Below are 23,426 nucleotides of genomic sequence, written 5' to 3' on the forward strand. Positions count from 1 at the left end.
GCAGGACCCATCCCGCCGTTGAGGAGCAACGTCTGCCGGGACGCAAGCGAGGAGCAGTATCGACGTCACCCCACGATCCCTGCGTGACTATCCCGGGGGTCGAATGCCCCGCCCCGACCCCGAGCCTCATCACTGTGTGCTCCTGAACCGTCTGATGCTCTGGGGTTCCGGAGTTCGCTGGACCGCAAGGTCGCGTGTTGCGCATCTTCTGGCGCACCTGCTTGTGGGAGCACACGCCGCTCGGGCCGCTCCTCGGGGGTGGTGGCGCGGTGATGTCGATGCACAAACTCACGGTGGGCGACGGCTATGCGTACCTGACCAGGCACGTTGCCGCCGGCGACGCCGGTCTGTCGGGAACCGACTCGCTCACCGCGTACTACGAGCAGACGGGCAACCCCGCCGGCCGCTGGCTGGGACGTGGCCTCGACGCTCTCGGCGCCAACGGCCTGCTGGACGGAAGCCTCGTGACAGAGGCGGCCATGGCTCAGGTGTTTCGTGATGGATGCGACCCGATCAGTCGACTCCCTCTGGGCAAGGCGTACCCCCAAGTCAGCCCTGGCGAGGGCCGGCACGCGGTGGCCGGCTACGACCTGACGTTCACTGCGCCGAAGTCGGTCTCCGTCGTGTGGGGTCTGGCCGACTCCGCGACGCGGGGCGAGCTGTACGAGGCGCACCGCGCCGCGCTGTCGTCGGCGCTGCGGTTTGTGGAGCACTCGGTGCTCCGGACCCGGGTCGGCGCGGCGGGGTGCCGGCAGGTCAAGACCCTGGGCATGGTTGCGGCCGCCTTCGATCACTGGGATTCGCGGGCGGGTGACCCGAATCTGCACACCCACGTCGTGATCGCGAACAAGGTTCAAGGCCCTGACGGGATCTGGCGGTCCGTGGACGGTCGGACTTTGCATGGCGCCACGGTGACCGTCTCGCAGCTGTACGACGCCCTTCTCGCCGATGAGGTCAGCCGACGACTCGGCGCGACCTGGTCGTCGCGGGACCGGGGGGAGCGGCGCAACCCAGCCTTCGAGCTCGACGGGGTGGGGGAGGACCTGCTGACGGAGTTCTCGACCCGGTCGGAGCAGATTCGTTGCGCAGAGCAGCGTTGGATTCGGGAGTTCACCGAGCGGCGTGGACGAGCGCCCTCTCGCACGGAGACGACTCGGGCTCGCCAGCACCTGACCCGTGAGACCCGGCCGCCGAAGGTCGTCCGGGCGTTAGGGGATCTGCTGGCGGACTGGGCCAACCGCGCCCGCGCGCTCACCGGTGTCGAACCGCTGGACTTGGCCGCTCGCGCCCTCACGGCCCACTACGGCCGCGCGCTGCGAGCGACCGATGTCGGGCCGGAGGTGCGGGCCGCGATCGTCGCTCAAATGATCGACGACGTCTCGACCCGCCGCTCGGTGTGGTCGACGTGGAACCTCGGCGCCGCCGCCCTGCGCTCCTCGATGACGTTGAGAATGGCCTCGCCGGCGGATCGGCTCGCGTTGACGGACGACCTCGTGACCCTCGCCGGGAGCGCGTGCATACGCATCGACGACCCCGAGTCGGTACGGCAGCGCGTCGGGGAAGAGACGTTCACGTCGCTCGAGCTGCTTGAGGCCGAGCGCGCCCTGCGGGACGCTGCCGAGACCGACATCCCGCTCGGGATCCACCCCCTCGCCGGGCGCATCGCGGACCGACACATGGCCGCCCTCGCCGACGATCAGCACGCCGCCGCCAAGGCCGTGCTGCACTCGACCCGCGCGCTGGACGTCCTGGTGGGACCGGCAGGGTCCGGCAAGACAACCACCCTGTCCGCGCTTGCTGGCGCGTGGCGGCAGGTCCGCGGCAATGTCATCGGGCTCGCGCCCTCAGCCAGCGCGGCCGCAACCCTGTCCGGTGCGCTGAGTTCGAGGTGCGAGACCGCGGCCAAGTGGATCTACGAGTCGGTCGGTGACGGCGCCGCGCAACGCGCACTGCGCTACGGGAACGAGACGGACGTCCTGACCGACCCGACGGTGGGCTACTGGGACCGCAATGCCGCGAACCAGCGTCGCGGCGCCCTTGTGATGGCTCAGGAGCAGTGGCGGTTCGGTCGTGGGGACCTGGTGATCGTCGACGAAGCCTCCATGGCAGACACTCGCACGTTGGCCGTCCTCGTCGAGCAGGCCGCCGCGGCCGACGCGAAGGTGCTGCTCGTCGGAGACCACCTGCAACGCGGGTCGGTCGATGCCGGTGGAGCGTTCGGGATGCTCGCCCGCCGCGGACCGACCGCCGAGCTGCGCACGCTGTGGCGGTTCAGCCACCCGTGGGAGGCCCGCGCCACCCTCGACCTGCGCCATGGTGACCCTGCAGCCTTGGACGCCTACGTCGAGCACAAGCGCATCAGCCACGGCTCCCACGACGACATGCTCGAGGACGCCCTCGCCGCGGCCACCGACGCCGACGCAGAGACCCGAACCGTCCTGCTCGCCGCCGCGGACCAACGCACCGTCAACGAGCTGAACGCCCGCACCCGCGCCGAACGCATCCGCACCGGCCTGGTCCGGCCCGCCGGCGTCACCTTGAGCGACGGGTTGACCGGCGGCGTCGGAGACAGGATCGTCACCCGCCGCAACAACCGGCGCTTGCGCACCAGCGACGGGTTCGTGCGCAACGGCGACCTCTGGCGGATCACCGCAGTCCTGCCGGACGGCGGCCTGCGCGTTCAGCCCATCAAGCAACCCGACGGCGGTGCAGCCCTCCGACTTCCTGCCCAGTACGTCGCTGAGGCGGTCGAGCTCGGGTACGCCACCACGACGGCACGAAGCCAGGGGATGACCGTCGACGAGACCCACACGGTCGTCACCGCCGGCATGGGCCGCGAAGACCTCTACGTCGCCCTCAGCCGCGGCCGCCACCTCAACCGGCTTTATGTCGCCACCGACCGCCCCGACAACGACTGCCTGCCCTCGGGCGACACCGCGACCGCCCGCGAAGTCCTCGACCGGATCCTGGCCACCACCCGCGCCGAGACCTCGGCCACCGAGACCTGGGCGTCACACCACCCAGAGGCGCCGCAGCCGCCGGTCCCTGCGAGTCGCCGACAACCCGCCATCCCGGCGCTGCGCCCACAGATGGCGCCGCGTCCCTCGACGCCCCCGACCAGCCCGACCACACAAGGGCCGGTGCTGGACCGGTGGTGACGCTCGAGACGCCCGACCGACCGCGCCGACCGGCGCTCGATGGAGGAGGAACCATGTCCGCACCAACAAGAGAAGATCAGCGACCGGAGTTCGTCTCCGTCGCCGAGATCGCGGCAGAACTGCAGGTCACCGACCGATTCGTGCGCAAGCTCATCGCTGACGGCGATCTGCAGGCCGTGCGCGTCGGCCGCCGGCTCGTGAGGGTCCGGCGGGGAGACCTTGAGGCGATCCTGCGACCGGTCGCTGGCCCGCGAACTGGGCGCCGTTAGCCGCCATTCGTGCCAGTTCTTCTGGCACGTGTCTGGCACGAGGCCCTGTCCAACGTTCTGACCTGCACTGATGTGTGCCCGCGAAAGGACTCGAACCTTCGACCTTCTGCTCCGGAGGCAGACGCTCTATCCACTGAGCTACGCGGGCCGCTCACCGACCCGGGGGTCGATGCGGTGCACGACACTACCAGCCGATCTCACTCACCCAGCAGTGCGGACAGGTAGCGGGCGGTCTCGTCGGCGGCCTTGCCGTCGTCGCCCGCGACGATCGCCTCGACCAGGTGGTCGTGCGCGTCGTGGCCGTGCGCGTCGGTGACGAAGTTGAACCGGATGTTCTCGCCGATCGCGTCGAGCAGGTTCTCGTAGAGGGTGACCAGCAGGGGGTTCGCGGCGGCGCGGACGATCGCGCGGTGCAGGTCGAGGTCGGTGGCGACCATCGCGTCCAGGTCGCCCGCGTGGTAGGCGGAGGCGCGTTCGTCGCGACGCTGGAGCAGTGCGGCGGCGTCCGAGGCGGTCCGGCGTCGGGCAGCCAGGCGGGCGGCCTCGACCTCGAGCGAGCGCCGCACCTCGACGACGTCGCGCTGCCGGGCGTCGGCGATCTGCCGGCCCATCGTCACGGCGAGCTCCGAACGGGACAGCACGTAGGTGCCGGAGCCCTGCCGTCGTTCGAGCAGCCCCGCGTGGACCAGGGACTGCACGGCCTCGCGGACGGTGTTGCGTCCGACGCCCAGGAGGTCGACGAGGGCGGGTTCCGGGGGGATGCGTGTCCCCACGGGCCACTGCTCCGTCTCGATGCGTCCCCGGAGCTCGTCGACCGCGGTGTCGATCAGTCCGGTCCGTCGCGCCATCCGGTTAGGCTCCGTTCCGAGGCATGCGGTGCAGTCAACACCGGCGGTCGGGCGCACGCCAGACCCCCGGACGGATGATTCCGGACACCGCGGCGCCCGGATCAGGAGTTCTCCTCGTGCAGTCCCTCATGCCGCCGCCCGCTCCGTGGCGCGGCAGGCTCGTCGTGCTGGCCGGCATCGTGCTCGTCGGGCTCAACCTGCGCATCGCCGTCGCGGCGGTCTCGCCGATCCTCGGTGTGGTGCGGGAGGACTTCGCGCTGAGCGACGCGCAGGCCGGCCTGCTCGGCACGGTGCCCGTGGCGGCGTTCGCGGTGTTCGGGTCGCTGGCCACGCCGGTCGCGCGGCGCCTCGGGCTCGAACCGTCGCTGATCCTCGCGCTGCTCCTGGCGATGACCGGTGAGCTCCTGCGGGCGCTGGCCGGCAGCGCGCCCGCGCTCATCGGCTGGTCGGTGCTCGCGCTCGGTGGTCTGGGGATGGGCAACGTCCTGGTCCCGCCGCTGGTCAAGCGGTACTTCCCCGACCGGATCGGGAGCGTCACCGCCGCCTACCTCGTGGCGATGTCGGTGAGCGCGGCGGTGCCGCCCCTGGTCGCGCTGCCCGTCGCGCAGGCCGCCGGCTGGCGGTGGTCGGTCGGGATGTGGGCGGTGCTCGGGTTCGCGGCCGTCGTGCCCTGGCTGGTCGTGATCGCGCAGTCCGTCTCGGCGCGGTCGCACCTGCGCGACCTGGTGCGCCGCGCCCCGGTCACGGACCGGCCGGCGGTGCTCGTCCGGTCCGGTGCGGCCGAGAGCCGGATCGTGTGGCGCTCGCGGCTGGCCTGGGCGCTGGTGCTGACGTTCTTCGCCAACACCACCTGCACCTACGTGCTGTTCGCGTGGCTGCCGGAGATCCTCGCCGACGCGGGCCTGGGGACCGATGCCGGGGGCCGGTGGCTGGCGGTGTTCGCGATCCTCGGCCTGCCGGCGTCGCTCGTCGCGCCCGTCCTGGCCGTCCGGATGCGCGACCCCTACCCGCTGGTCGTCGGTTTCGCGGCGTGCTGGGTGGCCGGCCTGCTCGGGCTCATGCTCGCGCCCGCGCAGGGGACGGCGGTGTGGATGGTCCTGCTCGGCATCGGGCCGGGGACGTTCCCGATCATGCTCGCGCTCATCGGCCTGCGGTCACGGACGCCCGCCGTCGCGGTGGCGCTCTCCGGGATGGTGCAGGGCCTCGGGTACGCGCTGTCGGTCGTCGGGCCGGTCGGGATCGGCGTGCTGCACGTCGCGACGGGGTCGTGGCGCGAACCGCTGCTGGTGCTGCTGGGTCTCGTCGGGCTGCTGCTGGTCGCGGGCTGGTTCGCGTGCCGGCCGACGATGCTGGGCGTCGAGCCCGCTGCATAAGCGCTCCCACCGGCTCGGTACCCTTCTCCGGTGACTCCCGCCCAGCTCTCCGAGGCCCTCCGGGCCGCCCTCGTGCACGCCGTCGACGACGGAACGTTCGCCCTCGACCCCGCCGCGATCCCCGCGACCGTGCACCTGGAGCGACCCCGGCAGCGCGACCACGGCGACTGGGCGACCAACGTGGCGATGCAGCTGGCGAAGAAGGCGGGCACCAACCCGCGCGCGTTCGCCGAGGAGCTCGCACGGCGGCTCGCGCAGACGGAGGGCGTCTCCACCGTCGAGGTCGCCGGTCCCGGGTTCCTCAACATCCGGCTCGACGCGGCCGCTGCCGGCGAGCTGGCCCGCTCGGTCGTCGAGCAGGGCGCCGAGTACGGGAACAACGAGACGCTGGCCGGTGTCGCGCTCAACCTGGAGTTCGTGTCCGCCAACCCGACGGGTCCGCTGCACATCGGCGGGGTCCGGTGGGCGGCTGTCGGCGACAGCCTCGCGCGGGTGCTCCAGGCGTCCGGCGCCGCGGTGAGCCGCGAGTACTACTTCAACGACCACGGTGCGCAGATCGACCGGTTCTCCCGCTCGCTGCTGGCGCGCGCGCTGGGCGAGCCCGCACCTGAGGACGGGTACGGCGGGCAGTACATCTCGGAGATCGCGGAGCAGGTGGTGGCCGACGCCCTCGCCGCCGGCGAGCCCGACCCGCGCACCCTGCCCACCGACGAGGCGAACGAGGCGTTCCGCGCGCGCGGCGTCGACCTCATGTTCGCCGAGATCCGCCAGGCGCTGCACGACTTCGGGGTCGACTTCGACGTCTACTTCCACGAGGACTCGCTGCACGAGTCCGGTGCCGTCACGCGGGCCATCGCGCGCCTGCGGGAGCTGGGCCGGATCTACGAGGCCGACGGCGCGACGTGGCTGCGCACCACCGACTTCGGCGACGACAAGGACCGCGTCGTCATCAAGCGGGACGGCGACGCGGCGTACATCGCGGGTGACATCGCCTACTACCTGGACAAGCGGGAGCGCGGCTTCGACCGGGTCGTCATCATGCTCGGCGCCGACCACCACGGGTACATCGGTCGCATGATGGCCGTCTGCGCGGCGTTCGGCGACGAGCCCGGCGTCAACCTCGAGATCCTCATCGGCCAGATGGTCAACCTGGTCAAGGACGGCGCACCCGTCCGCATGAGCAAGCGCGCGGGCACGGTCGTCACGATCGACGACCTCGTCGACGCCGTCGGGGTCGACGCCGCCCGGTACGCGCTGGCCCGCTCGTCGGCGGACTCGATGATCGACCTGGACCTCGACCTGCTGACCAGCGCGAAGAACGAGAACCCCGTCTTCTACGTGCAGTACGCGCACGCCCGGTCCGCCGCGGTCGACCGGAACGCCGAGGCCACCGGTGTGCGCCGCGAGGACGGGTTCGACGCCTCGCTGCTCGACAACGAGAGCGACTCGATCCTGCTCGGGCGGCTCGCGGAGTTCCCGCGGATCGTCGCGCAGGCCGCCGAGCTTCGCGCTCCGCACCGCGTCGCCCGGTACCTGGAGGACCTCGCCGGGGCGTATCACACCTGGTACGGGCAGGTCCGGGTCGCGCCGTTCGGCGACGAGGTCGTCGGCGACGTGCACCGCACCCGTCTGTGGCTGAACGACGCCACCCGCCAGGTGCTCGCCAACGGTCTGGGGCTGCTGGGCGTCTCCGCGCCGGAGCGCATGTGAGCACGTCGATCCCCGGCGAGCCCTGGTCCACCGGGGTCGCGCGGGGGGCCGACGGTGCCGTGACGGTGGGCGGTGTCGACGTCCGGGCGTTCGCCGACGAGCACGGGACCCCCGCCTACGTCCTCGACGAGGCCGACCTGCGCGCTCGTGCGCGGGCGTACCGGCGCGCGTTCGAGACGGCGTTCGCCGAGATCGGTGCCGGGGTCGACGTGTACTACGCCGGCAAGGCGTTCCTGTCCGTCGCGGTCGCGCGCTGGGTGCACGAGGAGGGCCTGCGCGTCGACACCGCGACGGGCGGCGAGCTCGCGGTCGCGCTGCGCGCCGGGGTCCCCGGCGCCGACATCGGCCTGCACGGCAACAACAAGTCGGACGCGGAGATCGCGCGGGCGCTCGACGCGGGCGTCGGCCGGATCATCGTCGACTCGCTGGTGGAGATCGAGCGCGTGGCCGACGCCGCGTCCGTCGAGCATCCCGCCCCGGTGATGGTCCGCGTCACCACCGGCGTGCACGCGGGCGGCCACGAGTACATCTCCACGGCCCACGAGGACCAGAAGTTCGGCCTCTCCATCGCGGTCCCCACCGCAACGTCCGAGCATGTGGTCGCTGGAGCGCTCAGTTCCTCGGACGCTGCGGACTCTCCCGCGATGCGGGGGCTGCTCGCCGTGCTCGCCAGGCCCGAGCTGCGGTTGCTCGGCATCCACTCGCACATCGGCTCGCAGATCCTCGACCCGTCGGGGTTCGAGGTGGCCGCCCGCGCGGTGCTGACCCTGCGCGCGCAGCTCGCGGAGCGGACCGGCGTGCTCGTCGACGAGGTGGACCTCGGCGGCGGCTACGGCATCGCGTACCTGCCGGGGGAGGTCGCCCTCGACCCGGACCGGATCGCGAAGGACGTCGCCGCGTCGGTCCAGGCGACCGCGACCGACCTCGGCACGCCACTGCCGCGGTTCTCCATCGAGCCCGGCCGCGCGATCGTCGGGCCCGCCGGGCTGACGCTCTACACGGTCGGCACGGTCAAGCCGGTACGGATCGACGACGGCAGCGTCCGGACGTACGTGTCCGTCGACGGCGGCATGAGCGACAACATCCGCCCCGCCCTGTACGGCGCGCAGTACCACGCGGAGGTCGTCGGCCGGCTCTCGACCGCGGAGACCGTGCTGGCGCGCGTCGTCGGCAAGCACTGCGAGTCCGGCGACATCGTCGTGCACGAGGTCCGGCTGCCCGCCGACGTCCGTGCGGGCGACCTGCTCGCGGTCGCGGCGACGGGCGCGTACGGGCGCTCGATGGCGTCCAACTACAACCACGTCCCGCGCCCGCCGGTGGTCGCGGTGACGGACGGTTCGTCCCGTGCTCTCGTCCGCCGCGAGACCGAGGACGACCTGCTCGCGCTCGACCTCGGCTGACGGGCGAACGCTGTCCTCGCTGACCTGGGCGGATTCGTGGTGCACACCACACGAACGGGGTAGTGGAGGCTTACCTAACTAAGGTTAGGATCACCTTCGTCGCGACGTCCTGACGTCTGCGTGCCGAGCACCTGGAATCGCTGGTGCGGGCCGGACGGAGGGATGAACGGGTGCGTCGCGCGGTGGTTCTGCTGGTCGTCGCACTGGTTCTCGTCGGGTGCAGCCCGACCTCCACGACCCCGCAGGCGCAGACCCCCGACGGCGGCCGGCTGCTCGCGGACGTGACGCCCGTGCCGGACCCGCGCGCCTGGTCCGGGCCGTCCACAGCGGTCCTCGCCGAGTCCGCCGTCGTCCCCGTCGTCGACCGGCCCACGCCCACCCTGCCGACCACGGTCACCGACACGCAGGGGACAGCGGTCACCGTCACCGACGCCAGCCGCATCCTCGCGCTCGACGTCTACGGATCGCTGTCCCGGATCGTGTTCGAGCTCGGTCTGGGCGACGACGTCGTCGGCCGCGACGTGTCGTCGTCGTACGCCGAGGTCCTCGACCGCCCGCTCGTCACCACCGGCGGCCACGACCTGTCCGGCGAGGCGATCCTCGAGCTCGCCCCCACCGTCGTCGTCACCGACACGACCCTCGGACCCTGGGACGTCGTCCTCCAGCTGCGCGACGCGGGCATCCCGGTGGTGGTCCTCGACCCGCACCGGGACATCGTCACCGCACCGGACCTCGTCCAGGCCGTCGCCGACGCGCTCGGGGTGCCCGACGCGGGACGGCAGCTGGCACAGCGCACGCAGGACGCCATCGACGCCACGACCGAGCAGATCGCCGCGGTCGTCCCGCCGGACCCCGCGGACCGCCTGCGCATCGTGTTCCTCTACGCGCGCGGGCAGGCCGGCGTCTACTACCTGTTCGGCGAGGGCTCCGGCGCCGACGCCCTCATCACCGCCGTCGGCGGGGTCGACGTCGCCGGCGAGATCGGCTGGCAGGGCATGAAGCCGGTGAGCGACGAGGGCCTGGTCGCGGCGCGGCCCGACGTGATCCTCATGATGACCGACGGGCTCGCGTCGGTCGGGGGTGTCGACGGCCTCCTGGAGCAGGTGCCCGCCGTCGCGCAGACCCCCGCGGGCGAGAACCGTCGGATCGTCGACATGGCCGACGCGACCGTGCTCAGCTTCGGTGCGACGACGGCGGCCGTGCTGGACGCGCTCGCGGTCGCGCTCTACGCCCCGGACGCGTCATGACGACGACCCTGACGGCACCCGTCGACGCGCCGGTCCGCACGAGGAACCCCCGGGTCGTCGGTCTCTTCGTCGCGCTCGGGCTGCTGCTCGTCGTGCTCGCGGTCCTGTCCGCGGGCATCGGCCAGCTGCACGTGCCGCCCGCCGAGGTCGTCGGCTCGATCCTGCACCGGCTCGGCCTCGACCTCGGCCCGATGCCCAGCCACCCGAACGGCGACGCGGCCCTGTGGTCCATCCGGTTCCCGCGGGTGGTGATGGCGGTGCTGGTCGGCGCGGCGCTGGCCACCGGCGGTGCGCTGATGCAGGGCGTGTTCGGCAACCCGCTGGCCGACCCGGGCGTGGTCGGCGTCTCGGCGGGGGCCGCGGTCGCGGCCTGCGCGGGCATCGTGTTCGGGCTGACGTTCGCCGGTGCGTGGACCACCGCGGTGCTGGCCTTCGTCGGAGGTCTCGCGGCGACGCTGCTCGTCTACTCGACGGCACGCTCCGGCGGACGGTCCGAGGTGGTCACGCTGGTGCTCACCGGTGTCGCCGTGAACGCGTTCGCCGGTGCCGCGATCGCCTTCCTCACGTTCCTCGGGGACACCCAGGCGCGCGAGCAGATCGTGTTCTGGCAGCTGGGCAGCCTCAACGGCACCCGCTGGGCGTACGTGGCCGTGGTCGCGCCGATCGTGCTGGTCGGCGTCGGCGCGGCATGCCTGCTGGCCCGGCGCCTCGACCTGCTGGCGCTGGGCGAACGGGCCGCGCGGCACCTCGGCGTCGACGTCGAGCGGCTGCGGCTGACCGCGGTCCTGCTGGTCGCCCTCCTCACCGCGGGGGCGGTCGCCTTCTGCGGGATCATCGCGTTCGTCGGCCTGGTCGTCCCGCACGTCATCCGGATGGCCGTGGGGCCGGGGCACCGCGTGCTGGTACCCGCGAGCGCTCTCGGTGGAGCGGTCCTGCTGCTCGCCGCCGACCTGGTCGCCCGGACCGCGATCCCGTTCGCCGACCTCCCGATCGGCATGCTCACCGCGCTCGTCGGCGGACCGTTCTTCTTCTGGCTCATCCGCCGCACCCGCCGCTCGGCCGGAGGCTGGGCGTGAGCGCCCCGGTGCTGCGCGCCGAGGGCGTCCGCCTGGCGTACGGGCCCGCGACCGTGCTCGACGGCGTCGACCTGGACGTCCACGGCGGCGAGGTCGTCGCGCTCGTCGGGCCCAACGGCGCGGGGAAGTCGTCGCTGCTGTCGATCCTCGCGGGCGACCCGCACCCCGACGCCGGGCGTGTGCTGCTGGATGCCGTCGACCTGCGCGCGATCGACGTCGCCGCCCTCGCCCGCCGCCGGGGGGTGCTCCTCCAGGAGAACCGGCTGGCGTTCCCGTTCACCGTCCGCGACGTCGTCCGCATGGGCCGAGCGCCCTGGCGGGGGACCGCCCGCGAGGACGAGGACGACGCCGTGGTCGCCGACGCGATGGTCCGCGCCGACGTGACCGCGCTCGCGGTCCGCACCTTCCCGACGCTCAGCGGTGGCGAGAAGGCGCGCACGTCCCTGGCGCGGGTGCTGGCCCAGGAGCCGGGCGTCCTGCTGCTCGACGAGCCGACGGCCGCGCTCGACATCCGGCACCAGGAGACGGTCCTCGCCGAGGCGCGCGGCCGTGCCGCCGCGGGTGCCGCGGTCGTCGTCGTGCTGCACGACCTCACGCTGGCCGCGGCCTACGCCGACCGGGTCGTCCTGCTCGACGCGGGCCGGGTGCGGGCGGACGGACCTCCGCGGTCGGTGCTCACCGCGGACCTGCTCAGCGAGGTCTACGGGCATCCCGTCGAGGTGTGGGACCACGACGCGCAGCTCGTGGTGATGCCGGTGCGTGCCCGTGTCCGGTCGATGACGGAGGAACCCGCATGAACCTCGCCCTGGTCGTCCTGTCGACGATCCTCACCGTCGCGGCGCCCGGTCCGCAGGTCACCGTCGACGTCACGACGCTCGACGCCGCCGCGCCGACGGTCGTGCAGGTGTCCGGCAGCGGGTTCCAGTCGGTGCCCGGTGGGTTCGGCGGCATCTACGTGCTGTTCGGCTGGGTCGAGGACCCCGCGGGCGGGACGTGGCGGCCGAGCGCGGGCGGGCTGACGGGCGAGCAGCTCCGGTACGCGCCGGACGTCGAGACCGCCGAGAACGCCGGCCACCAGCGCTTCGTCGCGTTCCCCGGCTCGAGCACGTCCGTCGAGGCGAACGGCGGGGAGATGACGGCCGAGGGGACGTGGGCGACGAGCCTGACCGTTCCCGGGTCGACGTTCACCGCCGTCGACCGTGCGGGTGCCGAGGTCGTCGTCGACTGCCTCCAGGTGACGTGCGGGGTCATCACGATCGGCGCGCACGGCATCGAGAACGCCACCAACGAGACGTTCACCCCGCTGACGTTCGCTGCGACCGAGCCGACGCCGACGGTGTCCGCACCGACGCCGACCGCCACGGCGACCCCGGACCCGTCGCCCACGGGGGTCGCCGCCCCGACCGCACCGGCCCCCGCACCCGTCGGTCCGCTGGCCGCCGGCGCTGCCGTGCTCGCCGCAGCCGGTGCCGGGACGGCCTGGGTGGTCCGGCGCCGCCGGTCGGACGACGGCACGCCACCGCAGACCTGACGCGGCGCGCTCCCGCAGCGCTCCGCCCGACCCGGCACCCCCGTGCCACCCCGCCAGTCGAGATGAGAGAGGCAACGATGAATGCAGGAGGATCGACCGTGCGCGGTCGACACCGCGCGATCGCCGCACTGGGTGCGCTCGTGCTCGGGCTGGGGGTGACGCTCGGCGTCGCGGCCCCGGCGACCGCCGCCGACGCGCCCACGGTCGTGCTGAGCGACACCACCGTCCACGACGACGGCAGCCTCGACGTCACGGTCACCGGCTCGGGCTTCGCCGGGGCGGTCGCCGGCAACGGGATCTACGTCGCGGTCGGGCCGAAGGTCGGCGACGACTGGTACCTGAACGCGTCGGCGTTCCAGGCCACCAAGTGGGTCAGCGCGTCCGCGACGGGTGAGACGGCGTCCCGCGCGGTGCTGGCGGCGGACGGCACGTTCACCGTGCACTTCACGGGGCTGCGCTCGACGTTCGTCGGCGGCGGTGTCACGTACGACGCGGCGACCACCCCGTTCTCCGTCCTCACGCTCGCGGCGCACGGCTCGCCGGACCGGAGCTTCGACACGTCGGCACCGCTGACGTTCCCGGAACCCGAGCCGGAACCCGAGCCGATGACCCCGGTCGTCGCGGTGTCGGACACGACGCTGACATCGGGGGAGACGACGACGTTGACGGTGACCGGGACGGGCTTCGACCCGGCGCTGGCCACGGGCACGCGGCCGCCGTTCGCCGGCAAGGCCTCGGGCGTCTACGTCGCGTTCGGTCGGTACGCGGACGCGTGGCGGCCGTCGGCGGGTGCCCCGAGCAGTGCGCGGGTGAACGCCTCGGGCGCCAACGGCAGCGGTGTCGGGGTCATCTGGGCGGTCCCGGCGGCGTCGTTCGCGGGTTCGGGTCAGGATCCGGCGTCGGCGTCGTACACCGAGCTGCGCACGGACGGCTCGTTCACGGCGACGGTCACGGTGAACTCCGACTGGCTGGCCTCCGCCGCGGGCAACCTCGGCATCTACACCTACGCCGGTGGTGGCGCGACCGTCGCGGCCTACGAGACGGCCACGCCGCTCACGTTCACCGCACCGGCCCCCGTGCCGACAGTGACCGTGTCGGACACGACGCTGACGTCGGGGGAGACGACGACGTTGACGGTGACGGGGACGGGCTTCGACCCGGCGCTGGCCACGGGCACGCGGCCGCCGTTCGCCGGTAAGGCCTCGGGCGTCTACGTCGCGTTCGGTCGGTACGCGGACGCGTGGCGGCCGTCGGCGGGTGCGCCGAGCAGTGCGCGGGTGAACGCCTCGGGTGCCAACGGCAGCGGTGTCGGGGTCATCTGGGCGGTCCCGGCGGCGTCGTTCGCCGGTTCGGGTCAGGACCCGGCGTCGGCGTCGTACACCGAGCTGCGCACGGACGGCTCGTTCACGGCGACGGTCACGGTCAACTCCGACTGGCTGGCCTCCGCCGCGGGCAACCTCGGCATCTACACCTACGCCGGCGGTGGCGCGACCGTCGCGGCCTACGAGACGGCCACGCCGCTGACGTTCACCGCACCGGAGCCCGAGCCCGTCGTCCCGACGGTCCAGGTGGCCGAGCGCACGGTGGCCGCCGACGGCAGCCTGAGCCTCACGCTCACCGGTTCCGGCTTCGCCGGGGCGCGCGCCGGTGCGGGCGTCTACGTGGCCGTCGGCCCGAAGATCGGCGCGGACTGGTACGTGCAGGCCTCCCGCTTCCAGGCGACCAAGTGGGTCAGCGCGTCGGCCACCACGGAGACGGCGAGCATGGCGCCGCTCGCCGCGGACGGGACGTTCACCGTGCACCTCACGGGTCTGCGCCCGTCGTTCGTCGGCGGCGGTGTCACCTACGACAGCGCGACGACGGCGTTCTCCGTGCTGACCATGGCGGCGCACGGCTCTGCCGACCGGTCCTTCGACACGGTCACCCCCGTCTCGTTCGCCGGGACGAGCATGCCGGGCACGGGTACCCCGACGCCGACGACGCCACCGTCGACCGGTCCGACCACCGGCCCGGCGACGGTCGACGGTCTGACGGCCGGCGGCACGGTCCAGCCCGGCGCCACGCTGACGCTCTCGGCCGGCGGCTTCGGCGCAGACGAGCAGGGCGTGCGGCTCGAGCTGCACTCGACCCCGGTGGTCCTGGCCACGGGTCTGCGGGCCGACGCGGCGGGCACGGTGACGGTCACGTTCACGGTGCCGACGAGCACGCCCGCCGGGGCGCACACCCTCTACCTGATCGGCGCGCAGCACACGGCGTCGTTCGCCGTCGTGGTGGCCGCCGCGCCGTCGTGCGTCGCACGGTCGGTCAGCGGGGCGTCGCTCACCTGGGGCGTCCGTGAGTCGTTCCGCACCTATGTCACCGGTCCGATCGCCAACGGGGCCGTCACCGCGGCGGGCGTCAGCGGCTCGGGCCCGTGGACGTGGGGCGGGGGGCGCGGCCAGCTCAACACCGCCGAGACCCTCGGTGGGGCGGCGTTCGGCGGCTCGGTGCACTTCACCGGCCACGCGGGCACGCTCGACCTGACGATCGCGTCGCCGCGGGTGCAGGTCGACGGTCCGTCGTCCGGCACCCTCTTCGCGACGGTGACGGGTGCCGACGGCGCGTCGTCCCGGGTGGCGCTGGCGAGCCTGCGCCTGTCGGCAGGTTCGGCGACGAGCTCCGGCAGCCAGGTGCGGTGGACGGGTGTCCCCGCCACCCTGACGGCGGCCGGTGCGGCGGCGTTCGCGGGCTTCTACACCGCGGGCGAGTCGCTCGACCCGGTGTCGTTCACCCTGCCGCTCGGCGGCACCGTGGAGTGCGACGCGTCGACCGGTCTGGCCAGCACGGGCTCCGAGGTCGCTCCGCTCGCCGCGGGCGCCGGTGTCCTGGTGGTCCTGGGCGGCCTGCTCGCGCTGGTGGCACGTCGCCGGCGCACGGACCTGCTCGGCTGACGCAGCACGGATGCAGGGCCGGTGCGCACCCGCGCACCGGCCCTGCGTCGCATCCGGCCCACCGGTCGGACCGCACGTCCCGACAGGCGGGACGCACCCCTATCCTGGGGGCGCTCCCGCCCGATCCGACTGGAGGCCGTCCCGTGCCCTCGCCCGTGCCCGCCCACCCGCCCCTGCGCGTCGCCGTCCTCGGCTGCGGCGTCGTCGGCACGGAGGTGGTGCGGCTGCTCACGACGCAGGCGGCGGACCTGGCCTCGCGCGTGGGTGCGCCGCTGGAGCTCGTCGGCGTCGCCGTCCGTGACGTCGAGGCCGAGCGGGACGCCGTGGTCGACCGCGCGCTGCTCACCGCCGACGCGGAGTCGCTGGTCGAGCGCGCGGACGTCGTCGTCGAGGTCATGGGCGGCATCGAGCCCGCGCGGAGCCTGCTGCTGCGGGCGATCGCGGGCGGTGCGTCCGTCGTGACCGCCAACAAGGCCCTCCTCGCGCAGGACGGTCCCACGCTGTACGCGGCGGCCGACGAGGCCGGGGTGGACGTGTACTTCGAGGCAGCCGTCGCGGGCGCCATCCCGATCGTCCGCCCGGTGCGCGAGTCGCTCGCGGGGGACCGCGTGACGCGCGTGCTCGGCATCGTCAACGGCACCACCAACTACGTGCTCGACAAGATGGCGTCCGAGGGCCTCGACCTGGACCAGGCCGTGAAGGAGGCCCAGGCGCTGGGCTACGCGGAGGCGGACCCGACGGCCGACGTCGAGGGGTACGACGCCGCCGCGAAGGCCGCGATCCTCGCGTCGCTCGCGTTCCACACCCGGGTGTCCATCGAGGACGTCTCCCGCGAGGGCATCACGTCCCTGACCGCCGACGACGTCCTGTGGGCGCAGCGCACGGGCTACGTGCTCAAGCTGCTGGCGATCGCGGAGCGCGGGACGGCCGACGGCGTCGAGGGCGTCCAGGTGCGCGTGCACCCCGCCCTGGTGCCCGTGAGCCACCCGCTCGCGAACGTCCGCGGCGCCTACAACGCGGTGTTCATCGAGGCCGAGGCAGCGGGCGAGCTCATGTTCTACGGCCGCGGTGCCGGCGGCGAGCCGACCGCGTCCGCCGTGCTCGGCGACGTCGTCTCGGTCGCCCGACACCGCGTCCTCGGCGGCAAGGGACCCATCGAGTCCCGGTACGCCGAGCTTCCGGTGCTGCCCGCGGCCGCCGCGCGCACCCGCTACCAGGTGCGCCTCGAGGTGGCCGACCGTCCGGGCGTGCTCGCCCAGGTGTCCTCGGTCCTGGCGTCGCACGACGTCTCGATCGAGGCGGTGCGCCAGACGCCGGTCCTCGAGGCGCCGGACGCCGACTACGCGCGCCTGGTGATCACCACGCACGCGGCCCCTGAGCACGCGTTGCGCAGCACGGTCGAGGCCATCGCCGGCCTCGACGTCGTGCGTCGTGTCGTGTCCGTCCTGCGAGTCGAGGGAGCCTGATGGCCCACCAGTGGCGCGGCGTGATCGCCGAGTACGCCGACCGTCTGCCCGCCCACGTCCAGGAGCGCGTCATCACGCTCGGGGAGGGCGGCACGCCGCTCGTCCCGTCGCCGACGCTCTCGCAGCGCACGGGCGCCGAGGTGTTCCTCAAGGTCGAGGGGATGAACCCGACCGGGTCGTTCAAGGACCGCGGCATGACGACCGCCATGTCGGCCGCGGCCGGCCGGGGCGCCAAGGCCGTCGTCTGCGCGTCCACCGGCAACACGTCGGCGTCGGCGGCGGCCTACGCCACCCGCGCGGGCATGGTCTGCGCGGTGCTCGTGCCGGACGGCAAGATCGCGATGGGCAAGCTCAGCCAGGCGATCGCGCACGGGGCGACGCTGCTGCAGGTCGACGGCAACTTCGACGACTGCCTCATCGCGGCGCGCAAGCTGGCCGAGTCGTACCCGGTCGAGCTGGTGAACTCCGTCAACCCCGACCGCATCGAGGGTCAGAAGACGGGCGCGTTCGAGATCGTCGACGCCCTGGGCGACGCTCCCGACATCCACGTGCTCCCGGTCGGAAACGCCGGCAACATCACCGCGTACTGGAAGGGCTTCCGCGAGTACGCGGGGCTCGACGCGGGCGCCGCGCACACCGCCGTGGCCACGCGCACCCCGATCATGTGGGGCTTCCAGGCCGCGGGCGCCGCGCCGATCGTCAAGGGCCACCCCGTCGACCAGCCCGAGACCATCGCCACGGCGATCCGCATCGGCAACCCGGCGTCGTGGCTCCAGGCCGAGGAGGCGCGCGACGCCTCCGGCGGACTGATCGAGGCGGTCACCGACGAGCAGATCCTCGCCGCGCACCGCGTGCTGTCCGCAGAGGTCGGGATCTTCGTCGAGCCGGCCTCCGCCTCCGGGGTCGCCGGGCTGCTGCGGCTCAGCGACGAGGGCCGCGTCCCGGCTGGTGCCCGCATCGTCATCACGGTCACGGGGCACGGGCTCAAGGACCCGCAGTGGGCGCTGCGCACCCCCGACGGCAGCGACGTCGTGCCGGTGCGGATCTCGTCCGACGTGGTGTCCATCGCCACCGCCCTCGGCCTGGACTGAGGCCCCGCGATGCGCCTGGGTGCGGACCACGTCCGCGTCCGTGTCCCCGCCACCAGCGCCAACCTCGGTCCGGGGTTCGACGCGTTCGGCATCGCCCTGGGGCTCTACGACGAGCTGGAGGTCCGTGCGCTCGCGTCGCCGGGCGTCACGGTCGAGGTCACGGGGGAGGGCGCCGGTGAGGTTCCCGACGACGAGCAGCACCTCGTGGTCAGCTCGCTGCGGGCCGCCCTCGACCACGTCGGTGCGTCCCAGACCGGCCTGCACCTCGTCTGCCACAACCGCATCCCGCACGGTCGGGGCCTCGGGTCGTCCGCCGGGGCCGTCGTCGCGGGGATCGTCGCGGCCCGCGGGCTGATCGCGGAGCCTGAGGCGCTGTCGGACGACGTCGCGATCGACCTGGCCGGGCGCATCGAGGGTCACCCCGACAACGCCGCGCCGGCCGTGCTGGGCGGCGCGACGCTCGCGTGGCTCGACGACGGCCGGTTCCGGGCCGTCGACCTCCAGGTCCACGACGACCTCGCCCTGCTCGCGGTCATCCCGCCGACCCACCTGTCGACGAAGGCCGCCCGGGGCGTGCTCCCCGCGACCGTCCCGCACGCGGACGCCGCGTTCCAGGCGGGTCGCGCGGCCCTGCTGGTCGAGGCGCTGGGCCGTCGACCGGAGCTCCTGCTCGCCGCGACGCAGGACCGGCTGCACCAGGAGTACCGGCGGTCGGTCATGCCGGGCTCGCTCGCGCTCGTCGACGTCCTGCGGGCCGAGGGCGTGGCCGCCGTGGTGTCGGGTGCGGGGCCGACCGTGCTGGTGCTCGCGCGGCGCGACGGTGAGGGGACGACCGACGCCGACGGCGCCGTCCGATCCGCCTTCGGTGGTGCCATGGGGGGCTGGCAGATCCTCCCGCTCCCGGTCGACCGGACCGGCGCGACCGTCCAACGGGTGACATGACCGGGTGAAGTACACCCGCGTCGTTCACCCCGGCGGGTGGCGCAGCCGACAGTGGTAGCATCGACGCGTTCCCCGGACCTCGCCCTCCGGTGGCCCGTGTCGTACGTGACCGGCCGCCTCAGAATGAGTAGACGAGCCGGGAGCGATCCAGCCCACCGTGCGCAGACGTCGTCGTACGCAGCGCGTGTGTGGCTCCAGCACCGTCTCGGTCACCCCCGACCGGGCGTCGGCCGATCCCCGAACCATCGGGTCCCGGCCACCGACGAGGGGAAGGGTCCTTCGTGACAGACATCATCGAACCCGCCGTGAGCACGTCCGGCGGGTCCGCCCGCAGCGCAGGCATCTCGGCACTCCGCCTGCCCGAGCTGCAGGCGATGGCGTCCGACCTGGGCGTCAAGGGCACGTCCAAGATGCGCAAGGGCGATCTCGTCCAGGCGATCTCGGACGCCCGCGCAGGCTCGCGCCCCCAGGCGCTGGAGCCGCGCCGCGACCTCGGTCGTGAGCAGAGCACCGCCGTGGCGGACGCGCCCCCGGCGCGCCGTGCTCGTGCGCCGCGGACGCAGGCACCGCAGCTCGACCTGGGTGGCGACGCTGCCGCCGCACCGACGCGGGAGAGCGCGCAGGACAGCTCGTCCCGTGCGCCGCGCGGCGACGCGCTCGCCGGCCTGGAGGCCGCGCTGGACGCCAGGCTCGCCCCCGTCGAGCAGCGTGACGACCGTGCAGCGCGGGCGGCCGACGCCGTCGGTGGCGTGACCGGCGAGCGGCGCTCGCGCCGGGCCGGCCGCGGGGCCGGTGCCCCGCAGGGCGACGACGCCGACCGCGGGCAGACCAACGGCCAGCAGGCGGACCACCAGCAGCGGGACGGCCAGCAGCGCGACTCCCAGCAGGCGGACCGTCAGCAGCGGGACGGCCAGCAGCGGGACGGCCAGCAGCGCGACTCCCAGCAGCGCGACCCCCAGCAGGGCAACCGCCAGCAGGGCGGCGCCCAGCAGGGTGGCACCCAGCAGCAGCGTCGCGAGGGTGACGAGGACGGCCTCGACGAGCGCGGCGGTCGCCGCCGTCGCTCGCGGGACCGCTACCGGGACCGCGACCGTGACCGCAAGGGCCGTGGCACGCGCGGCCGTCCCGGCGCCGGCGAGCTCGCCGGCCTGGACGACATCGAGGTCACCGACGACGACGTCCTGCTCCCCGTGGCCGGCATCCTCGACCTGATGGACAGCTACGCGTTCGTCCGCACCACGGGCTACCTGCCCAGCGCCAACGACGTGTACGTGTCCCTCAACCAGGTCAAGCGGTACGGCCTGCGCCGCGGTGACGCGGTCACGGGCGCCGTCCGGCAGCCGCGCGAGGGCGAGCAGCCGCCGCAGGGCAACCGCCCCAGCAAGTTCAACGCGCTGGTGCGTCTCGACTCGGTCAACGGCCTGGAGCCCGACGGCGCGCGCGTGCGCCCCGAGTTCAACAAGCTGACGCCGCTCTACCCGCAGGAGCGCCTGCGCCTCGAGAGCGAGCAGAACCGGCTGTCGCCGCGTGTCATCGACATCGTCGCGCCCATCGGCAAGGGCCAGCGCGGCCTCATCGTCGCGCCTCCCAAGGCGGGCAAGACGATCATCATGCAGCAGATCGCGAACGCCATCACGACCAACAACCCCGAGGTCCACCTCATGGTCGTGCTCGTCGACGAGCGCCCCGAAGAGGTCACCGACATGGAGCGGACGGTCAAGGGCGAGGTCATCGCGTCGACCTTCGACCGCCCCGCGTCCGACCACACGATCGTCGCGGAGCTCGCCATCGAGCGCGCCAAGCGGCTGGTCGAGCTGGGCCAGGACGTCGTCGTGCTCCTCGACTCGCTCACGCGCCTGTCGCGGGCCTACAACCTGGCCGCCCCGGCGTCCGGGCGCATCCTGTCCGGTGGTGTCGACGCCTCCGCGCTGTACCCGCCGAAGCGGTTCTTCGGTGCGGCGCGCAACATCGAGCACGGCGGCTCGCTGACCATCCTCGCCTCGGCGCTCGTGGAGACGGGCTCCAAGATGGACGAGGTCATCTTCGAGGAGTTCAAGGGCACCGGGAACATGGAGCTCCGGCTGTCCCGCTCGCTCGCGGACAAGCGCATCTTCCCGGCGGTCGACGTCAACGCGTCGGGCACCCGCCGCGAGGAGATCCTCATGCCGCACGACGAGCTGAAGATCATCTACAAGCTTCGTCGCGTGATGGGTGCGCTCGACCAGACGCAGGCCATCGAGCTGCTCATCGGCAAGCTCAAGGACACCAAGTCGAACGTCGAGTTCCTGCTCCAGGTGCAGAAGACGACACCCGGCAGCGACTGACCGCTGAGGCACGGCCGACGGCCCCGTTCCCCGAGAGGGAGCGGGGCCGTCGTCGCACTAGTGACGCTGCGTCCCCAGAGGCTCCTCGTGCACGCCGGTGACCGCAGCCACCGGCGACGCGACGCGGCGGGGCCAGGTCCAGGCCAGCCGGAGGATCACCACGAGCAGGACCACTTCCAGGACGACGGCGAGCCCGTAGTAGTACGTCCAGGACTCGCCCACCGCGTTGAACATCGCGTAGGGGACCTGGACCGATGCCACGACGAGGTTCGTGATCCTGCTCGCGCGTGCCGGCAGCACGGCGGACAGGACCACCATCAGGATCGGGATGGCCATGAGCACGAGGAAGGTGGTCAGCAACGTCTGGGTGATGTCGAACTCGAAGACGACGCCCACCAGGATGTCGTCGATCTTGCCCGGCACGAAGAAGCCCAGGATGTCCACGTAGGCGTAGAGGAACACGACGCTCGTCCACGCTGCCACGAGCTTCGCTCTCACGGGTAGGCGCGAGTCGTCCAGCGCGGTGGTGTCTCGGCGAGTGCTCATTGTGCTGCTCCGTCGTCGTGGTGAGGTGTGGCTCCTCGACGATCGCGGACCCCCGTGCCGGGCACACCGGCCTCGGAGCCAGACCTGCACCGGCCGTTCGCTCGGTGGCCCTCTGGTGCTTTCGGCCGATACACCGCTCGGCACTGCGGGATAGGGCCTGGTGGGTGGGACGAACCGCGCTGCTCGGCGGTCCGTCCCACCCGGGCCCGACCGCCGACGTCCTGTGCGCGCGCTAGCGTGCGGGTGTCCGCACCCATGCGCAGCCGGAAGGTCGAAGATGACGAAGTCGTGGAGCACCCCGCCGGGAGAGGCGCTGCGGGTCGGGCCCGGGTTCGACCTGTCGGCGGTCGACGCGTCGTCGACCCCCGGGTGGGAGCACGGGCGGTCGTCGGCCGAGAACAAGCTGGAGGCGGACGGCAACCGGCTGAGCGAGGTGCAGGAGCGCCTCTACGCGCACGGTCGCACGGGCGGGTCGCGGGCCGTGCTCCTGGTGCTGCAGGGCATGGACACCGCCGGCAAGGGCGGGATCGTCCGGCACGTCCTGGGCATGGTGGACCCGCAGGGGGTGCAGCTGCACTCGTTCGGTGTCCCGACGGAGGAGGAGCGGGCGCAGCACTACCTGCACCGGATCCGGGAGGCTCTGCCGTCGGGTGGGCGGATCGGGGTGTTCGACCGGTCGCACTACGAGGACGTCCTCGTGGTGCGGGTCAACGAGCTGGTCCCGCCCGACGTGTGGGAGCCGCGGTACGACGAGATCAACGCGTTCGAGCGCGAGGTCGTCGACGCGGGCACGGTCGTCGTCAAGGTGATGCTGCACGTGTCCCAGCAGGAGCAGAAGACGCGGCTGCGCGAGCGGCTGGAACGTCCCGACAAGTACTGGAAGTTCAACCCGAAGGACGTCGACGAACGCGCGAAGTGGCCCGCCTACCAGGAGGCCTACCAGGCGGTCCTGGACCGCACGAGCACCGAGCACGCGCCGTGGCACGTCGTCCCCGCCGACTCCAAGTGGTACGCGCGCCTGGCGGTCGGCGCCCTCGTGCTCGACGCCGTCGAGAGCCTGCAGCTGGACTGGCCGCCGGCCGACTTCGACGTCGAGGCGGAGAAGGCGCGTCTGGACGCGCAGCCGTTCTGATCGGGAGCACGGGGATGATTTCGGGCCCGGTCGCTGTTCTGGCACAATGGTTCGCTGGTCTGCGGTTCACCGGCGCCGTCTCGCGCGTCCGGACCCGGAGACATCCACCCGAGGAGAAGTTTCTGTGAAGGCTGACATCCACCCCCAGTACGTGACCACCGAGGTCACCTGTACCTGTGGCAGCACGTTCGTCACCAAGTCCACCGTCACGTCCGGCAAGATCCACGCCGACGTCTGCAGCGCCTGCCACCCGTTCTACACGGGCAAGCAGAAGATCCTCGACACCGGCGGCCGCGTGGCCCGGTTCCAGGCGCGCTACGGCAAGAAGGCCGACGCCTAGCACTCCCTCAGCGCCGGTGCCCGGCGCGGACGACCGCCCTCCA

18 protein-coding genes and 1 tRNA gene are annotated in these 23,426 nt (G+C 73.0%); 16 read left to right on the top strand and 3 right to left on the bottom strand.

Translation table 11 applies throughout. The features are described from left to right. Window positions 1–197: 197 nt before the first annotated feature. Window positions 198–3,158: a MobF family relaxase gene (gene mobF, locus ASF78_RS20715; protein WP_235518742.1), complete on the top strand. Its 2,961-nt coding sequence runs from the start codon at window positions 198–200 to the stop codon at window positions 3,156–3,158. Window positions 3,159–3,211: 53 nt separating this feature from the next. Then, window positions 3,212–3,427: an excisionase family DNA-binding protein gene (locus ASF78_RS22175; RefSeq protein WP_082495262.1), complete on the top strand. Its 216-nt coding sequence runs from the start codon at window positions 3,212–3,214 to the stop codon at window positions 3,425–3,427. Window positions 3,428–3,502: 75 nt separating this feature from the next. Here the strand turns inward: ASF78_RS22175 and ASF78_RS20720 are convergent. After that, window positions 3,503–3,575 (bottom strand) — tRNA-Arg (locus ASF78_RS20720). 49 nt (window positions 3,576–3,624) lie between these two features. Continuing rightward, window positions 3,625–4,275 (bottom strand): FadR/GntR family transcriptional regulator, encoded by a 651-nt coding sequence (locus ASF78_RS20725; protein WP_056594214.1) that lies wholly within the window; start codon window positions 4,273–4,275, stop codon window positions 3,625–3,627. 116 nt (window positions 4,276–4,391) lie between these two features. Here ASF78_RS20725 and ASF78_RS20730 point away from each other — a divergent pair, with 116 nt between their 5' ends. From ASF78_RS20730 to rho, 12 genes are all read left to right on the top strand, one after another. Then, on the top strand, window positions 4,392–5,648 hold the full coding sequence (locus ASF78_RS20730) for an MFS transporter (RefSeq protein WP_235518744.1): 1,257 nt from the start codon (window positions 4,392–4,394) through the stop codon (window positions 5,646–5,648). Between the two features lie 30 nt (window positions 5,649–5,678). Further along, window positions 5,679–7,358, top strand: a complete 1,680-nt coding sequence (gene argS / locus ASF78_RS20735; protein ID WP_056594217.1) for an arginine--tRNA ligase — start codon at window positions 5,679–5,681, stop codon at window positions 7,356–7,358. After that, window positions 7,355–8,758: a diaminopimelate decarboxylase gene (gene lysA, locus ASF78_RS20740; RefSeq protein ID WP_056594219.1), complete on the top strand. Its 1,404-nt coding sequence runs from the start codon at window positions 7,355–7,357 to the stop codon at window positions 8,756–8,758. The genes argS and lysA overlap by 4 nt, the downstream gene beginning before the upstream one ends. 182 nt (window positions 8,759–8,940) lie before the next feature. Further along, window positions 8,941–10,005: a hemin ABC transporter substrate-binding protein gene (locus ASF78_RS20745; protein WP_369816357.1), complete on the top strand. Its 1,065-nt coding sequence runs from the start codon at window positions 8,941–8,943 to the stop codon at window positions 10,003–10,005. After that, window positions 10,002–11,081 (top strand): iron ABC transporter permease, encoded by a 1,080-nt coding sequence (locus ASF78_RS22545; protein WP_056594229.1) that lies wholly within the window; start codon window positions 10,002–10,004, stop codon window positions 11,079–11,081. The genes ASF78_RS20745 and ASF78_RS22545 overlap by 4 nt, the downstream gene beginning before the upstream one ends. Further along, window positions 11,078–11,878: a heme ABC transporter ATP-binding protein gene (locus ASF78_RS20755; protein ID WP_056594232.1), complete on the top strand. Its 801-nt coding sequence runs from the start codon at window positions 11,078–11,080 to the stop codon at window positions 11,876–11,878. The genes ASF78_RS22545 and ASF78_RS20755 overlap by 4 nt, the downstream gene beginning before the upstream one ends. Beyond that, entirely contained in the window at window positions 11,875–12,612 is a 738-nt protein-coding gene (locus ASF78_RS20760) for a hypothetical protein (RefSeq protein ID WP_056594234.1), read from the top strand. The genes ASF78_RS20755 and ASF78_RS20760 overlap by 4 nt, the downstream gene beginning before the upstream one ends. Window positions 12,613–12,710: 98 nt before the next feature. Further along, on the top strand, window positions 12,711–15,542 hold the full coding sequence (locus ASF78_RS20765; RefSeq protein ID WP_056594237.1) for an HtaA domain-containing protein: 2,832 nt from the start codon (window positions 12,711–12,713) through the stop codon (window positions 15,540–15,542). Between the two features lie 143 nt (window positions 15,543–15,685). Next, entirely contained in the window at window positions 15,686–17,008 is a 1,323-nt protein-coding gene (locus tag ASF78_RS20770; protein ID WP_235518746.1) for a homoserine dehydrogenase, read from the top strand. After that, window positions 17,008–18,099, top strand: coding sequence for a threonine synthase (gene thrC, locus ASF78_RS20775; RefSeq protein ID WP_056594242.1), 1,092 nt, complete (start codon window positions 17,008–17,010; stop codon window positions 18,097–18,099). The genes ASF78_RS20770 and thrC overlap by 1 nt, the downstream gene beginning before the upstream one ends. Before the next feature lie 9 nt (window positions 18,100–18,108). Continuing rightward, entirely contained in the window at window positions 18,109–19,041 is a 933-nt protein-coding gene (gene thrB, locus ASF78_RS20780; protein WP_056594245.1) for a homoserine kinase, read from the top strand. Between the two features lie 281 nt (window positions 19,042–19,322). Then, window positions 19,323–21,365 (top strand): transcription termination factor Rho, encoded by a 2,043-nt coding sequence (gene rho, locus ASF78_RS20785; protein WP_056594248.1) that lies wholly within the window; start codon window positions 19,323–19,325, stop codon window positions 21,363–21,365. Between the two features lie 57 nt (window positions 21,366–21,422). On the opposite strand, the gene ASF78_RS20790 is transcribed toward rho, so the two are convergent. Beyond that, window positions 21,423–21,911 carry a DUF6326 family protein gene (locus ASF78_RS20790; RefSeq protein ID WP_056594250.1) on the bottom strand — a complete coding sequence of 163 codons (489 nt, stop codon included), beginning with the start codon at window positions 21,909–21,911 and terminating at the stop codon, window positions 21,423–21,425. Window positions 21,912–22,188: 277 nt separating this feature from the next. Here ASF78_RS20790 and ASF78_RS20795 point away from each other — a divergent pair, with 277 nt between their 5' ends. After that, window positions 22,189–23,043 carry a polyphosphate kinase 2 family protein gene (locus ASF78_RS20795; protein WP_056594253.1) on the top strand — a complete coding sequence of 285 codons (855 nt, stop codon included), beginning with the start codon at window positions 22,189–22,191 and terminating at the stop codon, window positions 23,041–23,043. Window positions 23,044–23,167: 124 nt separating this feature from the next. Then, window positions 23,168–23,383 carry a 50S ribosomal protein L31 gene (rpmE, locus tag ASF78_RS20800; RefSeq protein WP_056594255.1) on the top strand — a complete coding sequence of 72 codons (216 nt, stop codon included), beginning with the start codon at window positions 23,168–23,170 and terminating at the stop codon, window positions 23,381–23,383. The last annotated feature ends 43 nt before the right edge of the window (window positions 23,384–23,426 follow it).

Source organism: Cellulomonas sp. Leaf334 (assembly GCF_001424195.1).
Taxonomy (GTDB): Bacteria; Actinomycetota; Actinomycetes; order Actinomycetales; family Cellulomonadaceae; genus Cellulomonas.